Consider the following 7,698-nt stretch of genomic DNA (forward strand, 5'->3'; position numbering starts at 1 on the left):
CCCCCGTTCTTCACGTCCCCGCTGCGTGACGGCGGATACGACGTCTCGGACTACACAGCGGTCCTGCCCGAGTTCGGCGACCTCGCCGACTTCGTGGAATTCGTCGACAGCGCCCACCAGCGCGGCATGCGCGTCATCATCGACTTCGTCATGAACCACACCAGCGACCAGCACCCCTGGTTCCAGGCCTCCCGCGCCGACCCCACAGGCCCCTACGGCGACTACTACGTATGGGCCGACGACGACAAGCAGTACCAGGACGCCCGCATCATCTTCGTCGACACCGAAGCCTCCAACTGGACCTTCGACCCCGTCCGCAAGCAGTACTACTGGCACCGCTTCTTCTCCCACCAACCGGACCTCAACTACGAGAACCCGGCCGTCCAGGAGGAAATCACCTCGGCACTGCGCTTCTGGCTCGACCTCGGCATCGACGGCTTCCGCCTCGACGCCGTGCCCTACCTCTACCAAGAAGAGGGCACCAACTGCGAGAACCTCCAGGCCACCCACGAATTCCTCAAACGGGTCCGCAAGGAGATCGACGCACACTACCCCGACACCGTCCTCCTCGCAGAAGCCAACCAGTGGCCGGAGGACGTCGTCGACTACTTCGGCTCCTTCGCAGCCGGCGGCGACGAATGCCACATGGCCTTCCACTTCCCCGTCATGCCCCGCATCTTCATGGCCGTACGCCGCGAATCGCGCTACCCCGTCTCCGAGATCCTCGCCAAGACCCCCGCCATCCCCAAGAACTGCCAATGGGGAATCTTCCTGCGCAACCACGACGAACTCACCCTGGAGATGGTCACCGACGAAGAACGCGACTACATGTATGCGGAATACGCCAAGGACCCCCGCATGCGCGCCAACATCGGCATCCGCCGCCGCCTGGCCCCCCTCCTGGACAACGACCGCAACCAGATCGAACTCTTCACCGCCCTCCTCCTGTCCCTGCCCGGCTCCCCGATCCTCTACTACGGCGACGAGATCGGCATGGGCGACAACATCTGGCTCGGCGACCGCGACGCCGTGCGCACCCCCATGCAGTGGACCCCCGACCGCAACGCCGGCTTCTCCTCCTGCGACCCCGGCCGCCTCTACCTCCCCACGATCATGGACCCCGTCTACGGCTACCAGGTCACCAACGTCGAAGCCGCCATGAGCAGCCCCTCCAGCCTGCTCCACTGGACCCGCCGCATGATCGAGATCCGCAAACAGAACCCCGCCTTCGGCCTCGGCTCCTACACCGAACTCCCCTCCTCCAACCCCGCCGTCCTCGCCTTCCTGCGCGAGGCCCCCGCGGGGACGGACAGCGATCAGGACAGTGACGACCTCGTCCTGTGCGTGCACAACTTCTCCCGTTTCGCCCAGCCCACCGAGCTCGACCTGCGGGTCTTCGACGGCCGCCACCCCGTGGAACTGATCGGCGGTGTACGGTTCCCCGCCATCGGTGAACTCCCCTACCTCCTGACCCTCGCGGGACACGGCTTCTACTGGTTCCGGCTGCGCGACGACTCGGCGTAAGGTCACCGAATACGGGCGGCGTGAGTCGGCCACGTCCCGGCGTGACTCGTTCCGCTCTGGGCACTCGTACACGGCGCCCCCTGCTCGGCACCTGCTCGGCACCTCAGCCCACAGATCTCGTACCTGACTTGTCCGCGACGCGGAAAGGACGGGACATCATGTCGGAAGCCGTCACCCGCCCCCCTGCCCACTCCGGCGCGCTCCTCGCGTCACTCGATCCGCTGCTGCGCGGCTGGCTGCCGCGACAACGGTGGTTCGCGGGCAAGGGACGGCCCGTCACGGGGTTGGAGATCGCGGCGGCGACGGAACTGCTTCCACCCGGTGCCGAGCCGGGGCTGCTGCACCTGCTCGTACGGGTGCACCAACCACTGTCCGGGGCCACCCCGGTCGCCGACCACGAACATCTCGCCCCCGACTGCTACCAACTCCTCCTCGGCGTGCGCGGCGAACTCCCGCCGCGTCTCGCGCCCGCACTGATCGGCCACGTCACCGCGGGCGCCCTCGCCGGGCACACCGTGTACGAGGCCCTGCTCGACCCGCGCCTCGCCACGCTGCTCCTGGAACGGCTGCGGCAGCCCGGCCGGCTCGGCGCCCTCCGCTTCACCCGCGCCGACGGCGCCGACATCCCCTCCGGGCTCGTGCCCCGACCGCTCGGCTCGGAGCAGTCCAACTCCTCACTCGTGTACGGCGACCGGCTGATCCTCAAGGTGTTCCGGCGGGTCGTACCAGGCGTCAACCCCGACCTGGAGCTGCCGCTCGCCCTGGCCCGGCAGGGCTGCGGCCGGGTGCCGCCGCCCGCCGCCTGGATGACCGCCGACGGCGGGGCCGAACCGCTGGTCCTCGGGGTGCTCCAGCCGTATGTGGCCGGGGCCGCGGACGGCTGGGAACTGGCGCTCCAAGTCCTCACCAAGGGCGAGGACTTCCACGCCGAGGCCCGCGCGCTCGGCCGGGCCACGGCCGAGGTGCACGCCGCCCTCGCCACCGCGCTGCCCACGGTCACGCTCGGGCGGGCGCAGGTGGAACTGCTCGCCCGCGGCATGACGGAACGCCTGGAGGCCGCGGCGCACGCGGTGCCCGCGCTGCGGCCGTACGCGCCCGCGCTGCGCACCGCCTACGACGCACTCGCCGACCTCGCCGCGGAGGGCGGGACCGGGCTGAGGGCCCAGCGCGTCCACGGCGATCTGCACCTGGGGCAGTTCCTGCGGTCCCCGTCCGGCGAGTGGACCCTCATAGACTTCGAGGGCGAACCCGCGCGGCCGCTCCCGGAACGCCGCATGCCGCAGCCGCCCGCCCGCGACGTCGCGGGAATGCTCCGCTCCTTCGACTACGCGTCCCGCAGCCACCGCCCCTGGGCCCCGCAGTGGGCGGCCACCTGCCGTGCCGCGTACTGCACCGGCTACGCCGAAACGGCCGGCACGGACCCCCGCACCTCCCCCGTCCTCCTCCGCGCCCACGAGACCGACAAGGCCGTGTACGAGGCGCTGTACGAGGCCCGCCACCGACCCGACTGGCTCCCCGTGCCCCTGGCCGCCTTGGGCCGCCTCGCAGCCGGGGAGGACGCGCCCGGCCCGGAACCGGACGCCGTCCTGTGAACCGCGCCGGCGCGAGCCGTGCGGGTAGCGCGGCGTGCGCGTCGCGTACTGCGGCGTGTACGTCGTCTACCGCGGCATGTACGTCGCCTGTCACGCGTACGTCACGGACCACGCGTACGCGTACGGCACGCAGCGCGCGTACGTCACGCACCGCCTGAACGCACCGCCCGGGAGCACCGGCCCCGGGCGCGCCCCTCCCACCAGCCCCGACTGGAGGCCGCCCCCGTGATCCCCCGCCCCACCTCCCGCAACCCGTCGGACCAGCCCGCGCCCGAGGTCACGCCCCCGCAGCCGGAACCGGCGAGGCCGACCGGGCCGCCCGAGGCCGCCGAGGCCGACCGAGCCGCGAAGGCCGCCGAGACGGCGGAGGCCGCGGGGGTGGCCAAGGCCGCCGCGTCGTCCAAGACGCCCAAGTCGCCGAAGACCGCGAAGGCCGCGAAGGCCGCGAGGCCCTCCAAGGCCCGTAAGGCCACCAAGACCTCCGTGACCTCGAAGACCGCCGAACGCTCCACGAGCAGCACCCGGTCCACCAAGACGGCCAAGTCCGTGCGAGGCGGGGTCGAGGGGGCCGGAGCCGGGAGCGGGGCTGAGGCCGGGGCCGGGGCCGGGCGCAGGATCGGGGTGTCTCCGGTGTCGCCGGAGGATCGGAGTCGGCTGCTCGCCGGGACGCATCACGATCCGCACGGCGTGCTGGGGGCACACCGCGTGGCCGGCGGGGTGGCCTTCCGCGCGCTGCGTCCGTACGCACGCGCGGTGACGGTGCTCGCGGGAGAGCTGCGCGCCGAGCTGACCGACGACGGCGACGGGTTCTTCTCGACCGTGGTGCCGCTGCGCGACGTACCCGCCGACTACCGGCTGCACCTCGCCTACGACGAGGCGACGCTGGAGATCCCGGACGCCTACGCGTTCCTGCCCGCGCTCGGCGAGTTCGACCTGCATCTGATCGGTGAGGGCAGGCACGAGCGGCTGTGGGACGCGCTCGGCGCGCAGCCGATGACGCACCAGGGCACGCGGGGCACCCGCTTCACGGTGTGGGCGCCGAACGCGCGAGGCGTACGCGTCGTCGGGAACTTCAACTACTGGGACGGCGTCGGCTTCCCGATGCGGTCGCTCGGCGGCAGCGGGGTGTGGGAGCTGTTCGTGCCGGGCCTCGGCGCGGGCGAGCTGTACAAGTTCCAGATCACGCGCCCGGACGGCAGCATGACGTTCCGGGCGGACCCGCTGGCGCGCCGCACGGAGGCGCCGCCCGCCAACTCGTCCGTCGTGGACGAGTCGCGCCTGCTCCACTGGACCCGCCGCATGATCGAGATCCGCAAACAGAACCCCGCCTTCGGCCTCGGCTCCTACACCGAACTCCCCTCCTCCAACCCCGCCGTCCTCGCCTTCCTGCGCGAGTACGGCGACGACTTGGTCATGTGCGTGCACAACTTCTCCCGTTTCGCCCAGCCCACCGAGCTCGATCTGCGGGTCTTCGACGGCCGCCACCCCGTGGAACTGATCGGCGGTGTACGGTTCCCCGCCATCGGTGAACTCCCCTACCTCCTGACCCTCGCGGGACACGGCTTCTACTGGTTCCGGCTGCGCGACGACCTCCACCTGCCCCTCCCGGTGGAATCCGCCATCCGCCTCTGAAGGGACGTGCCGCACCCATGCTGAAGACCGCACCGCCCACGGAGGCCGAGCTCAGCCCTCCGCTGCTCCTCACGTCGCTCGCCGGACCGCTCCGGGAGTGGCTGCCGAAGCAGCGGTGGTTCGCGGCGAAGGGCTGGCCCATCACGGACTTCTCCGTGGTGTCGATGACCGAACTGCATCCGGGGTGCCTGCATCTGCTGATCAGGACCCGGCACAGCGCGACGTCCGCGCACTGCTACCAACTCGTCCTCGGCGTCCGCGAGGAGCTGCCGCCCCGGCTGCGGCACGCGTTCATCGGCCGTCCCGGTACCGGCCCCCTCGCCGGACTCAGCGTGTACGACGCCCTCCTGGACCCCCGGTCGGCGGGGCTGCTCCTGGAGCGGCTCCGGACGCCGGGTGAGGCGGGGCCGCTGCGTTTCGAGGGCGACGGACGGACCGCCGTACCCGCCGGGCTCGCCCCCCGGCTCCTCGAAGGCGAGCAGTCCAACACCTCGCTGGTGTACGGCGACCGCTACATACTGAAGCTCTTCCGCCGCATCCAGTACGGCACCAACCCGGACCTGGAGGTTCCGTCGGCGCTCGCGGGTGAGGGCTGTGCGCGGGTGCCCGCGCCGGTGGCCTGGTTCTGGACCACGCGGCCGCGCAGGACGACGCTCGGGGTGCTGCAACCGTTCCTGCGCGAGGCGACGGACGGCTGGACACTGGCACTGCGGTCCCTCGCGGCCGGTGCGGACTTCACCGCCGAGTCGTTCGAGCTGGGGCGGGCCACCGCCGAAGTGCACCTGGCCCTGGCGCGGGTCTTCCCGCCGACGGCGCCGGAGCACCGCGGCCGGAGCCGGCTGGCCGCCGCGATGACCGGCCGTCTGGAGGCCGCCGCTCGGCAGGTGCCCGCGCTCGGCCCGTACGTGTCCCGACTGCGGGCCGCCTACGACGCCTTCGCCGCGGGCGGCACCGACCGGCCGGACCAGCGCGTCCACGGCGACCTGCACCTGGGCCAGGTCCTGCGCGCCGGGGGCCGGGGCCGGTGGTTCGTCATCGACTTCGAGGGCGAACCGGCGCGGCCGCTCGTCGAACGCAAGCGGGTCGAGGCGCCCGTACGCGATGTCGCGGGCATGCTCCGCTCGTTCGACTACGCGGCGCACTCCGAGCGCCCCGGGCAGCCGCAGTGGGCGCGGCGCTGCCGGGACGCGTACTGCGCGGGCTACGCCGCGGTGGCCGCGTGGGACCCGCGTGAGGAGGTCGCGCTGCTGCGCGCCCACGAGACCGACCGCGCGGTGTACGAGGCGCTCTACGAGGCCAGACACCGCCCGGACTGGCTGCACGTGCCCATGGCGGCCCTGGCCCGGCTCGCGGACGACCGCTGACTCGTCCCTCCGCTCCGCGGGGCCACCGCACCGTCGGCCGTCCCGCACCATCAGCCGTCCCGCACCTCCAGGCGTCCCGCACCGTCGTCCGTCCCGCACCTCCAGGCGTCCCGCACCGTCGTCCGTCCGGCAGAACATCCGACAGAGGAGAGCAACCTCGTGGCCAGCATCGACACCGCCGCTCCCGCCTCCGGGGCCGCCCTCCTCGAACCTTCCGCCGACGCCCCGCTCGACGCGGCGGAGCGGCGGCGTCTGCTGACCGGCGCGCACCACGACCCGCACGCGGTGCTCGGTGCGCACACGGTGCCCGGCGGGGTCGCGTTCCGCGTCCTGCGGCCGTACGCGCGGACGGTGGCGGTCGTCGTCGACGGGCGGGCCGCACGCCTGAACGACACGGGCGACGGCCTGTTCTCGGGGGTGCTGCCGCTCGCCTCGGTGCCCGCGTACGAGCTGCGGGTGACGTACGACGGCGGGGAGACGGCCGTCCAGGACCCCTACCGCTTCCTGCCCGCCCTCGGCGAACTCGACCTGCACCTCATCGGCGAGGGCAGGCACGAGGAGCTGTGGCGGGCACTGGGGGCCCGCCCCATGACCCATCAGGGCACGCGGGGCACCCGGTTCACGGTGTGGGCGCCGAACGCCGCGGGGGTGCGGGTGTGCGGGGACTTCTGCCACTGGGACGGCACCGCCCACCCCATGCGCTCCCTCGGCTCGACCGGCGTGTGGGAACTGTTCGTCCCCGGTCTCGGTGCAGGCACGCGCTACAAGTTCGACATCACCCGCGCCGACGGCACCCGCACCCTGCGCGCGGACCCCATGGCCCGCCGCGCGGAAGTGCCCCCGGCGACCGCCTCGCTCGTGGACGAGTCGTGTCACGAGTGGGGTGACGAGGAGTGGATGCGGAGGCGTGGCGACGTACCCGTGCACGAGGCGCCGTTCTCCGTCTACGAGGTGCATCTGGCGTCGTGGCGCCCCGGCCTCACCTACCGCCGGCTCGCCGAGCAGCTGCCCGCCTACGTCGCCGACCTCGGCTTCACCCACGTGGAGCTGATGCCGGTCGCCGAGCACCCCTTCGGCGGCTCCTGGGGCTACCAGGTCACCGGCTTCTACGCACCCACCGCGCGCCTGGGCACCCCCGACGACTTCAAACACCTCGTCGACGCCCTGCACCAGGCCGGCATCGGCGTCCTCATGGACTGGGTGCCCGCACACTTCCCCCGCGACGACTGGGCACTCGCGGAGTTCGACGGGCGTCCGCTGTACGAGCACGAGGACCCCGCGCGGGCCGCGCACCCCGACTGGGGCACGCTGGAGTTCGACTACGGCCGCAAGGAGGTACGCAACTTCCTGGTCGCCAACGCCACCTACTGGTGCGAGGAGTTCCACATCGACGGGCTGCGCGTCGACGCGGTCGCCTCCATGCTCTACCTCGACTACTCCCGCGAGGACGGCCAGTGGACGCCCAACGAACACGGCGGCCGGGAGAACCTCGACGCCGTCGCCTTCCTCCAGGAGATGAACGCCACCGTCTACCGGCGCTGCCCCGGAGTGGTGACCATCGCCGAGGAGTCCACAGCGTGGGACGG

Annotated in this window: 6 protein-coding genes; all 6 read left to right on the forward strand. The window is 72.4% G+C overall.

All coding sequences use genetic code 11. The annotated features are described in order from the left end of the window. Window positions 1-1,524: maltose alpha-D-glucosyltransferase (treS, locus tag GPA10_RS41365; RefSeq protein ID WP_157169892.1), on the forward strand; the 1,524-nt coding region annotated here is incomplete at its 5' end. A gap of 158 nt (window positions 1,525-1,682) precedes the next feature. Then, entirely contained in the window at window positions 1,683-3,116 is a 1,434-nt protein-coding gene (locus GPA10_RS41370) for a maltokinase N-terminal cap-like domain-containing protein (protein ID WP_157169893.1), read from the forward strand. A gap of 34 nt (window positions 3,117-3,150) precedes the next feature. Then, complete coding sequence (locus GPA10_RS42035; protein ID WP_198351865.1) at window positions 3,151-3,345, forward strand: hypothetical protein; 195 nt, start codon at window positions 3,151-3,153, stop codon at window positions 3,343-3,345. Between the two features lie 401 nt (window positions 3,346-3,746). Beyond that, window positions 3,747-4,748 carry an alpha-glucosidase C-terminal domain-containing protein gene (locus GPA10_RS44255; protein WP_425505896.1) on the forward strand — a complete coding sequence of 334 codons (1,002 nt, stop codon included), beginning with the start codon at window positions 3,747-3,749 and terminating at the stop codon, window positions 4,746-4,748. Window positions 4,749-4,765: 17 nt separating this feature from the next. Continuing rightward, window positions 4,766-6,112 carry a maltokinase N-terminal cap-like domain-containing protein gene (locus GPA10_RS41380; RefSeq protein WP_157169894.1) on the forward strand — a complete coding sequence of 449 codons (1,347 nt, stop codon included), beginning with the start codon at window positions 4,766-4,768 and terminating at the stop codon, window positions 6,110-6,112. A 168-nt stretch (window positions 6,113-6,280) separates the two neighbouring features. Further along, window positions 6,281-7,698 (forward strand): 1,4-alpha-glucan branching enzyme (gene glgB, locus GPA10_RS41385; RefSeq protein ID WP_343041901.1); only part of this gene is annotated, 1,418 nt, incomplete at its 3' end.

The organism is Streptomyces typhae (assembly GCF_009755605.1).
Taxonomy (GTDB): domain Bacteria; phylum Actinomycetota; class Actinomycetes; order Streptomycetales; family Streptomycetaceae; genus Streptomyces; species Streptomyces typhae.

Bases quoted from the DNA above. Each gene is read 5' to 3' on its own strand.
- GPA10_RS41370 (WP_157169893.1), top strand. From the start codon at position 1,683: ATGTCGGAAGCCGTCACCCGCCCCCCTGCCCACTCCGGCGCGCTCCTC.
- GPA10_RS41380 (WP_157169894.1), top strand. From the start codon at position 4,766: ATGCTGAAGACCGCACCGCCCACGGAGGCCGAGCTCAGCCCTCCGCTG.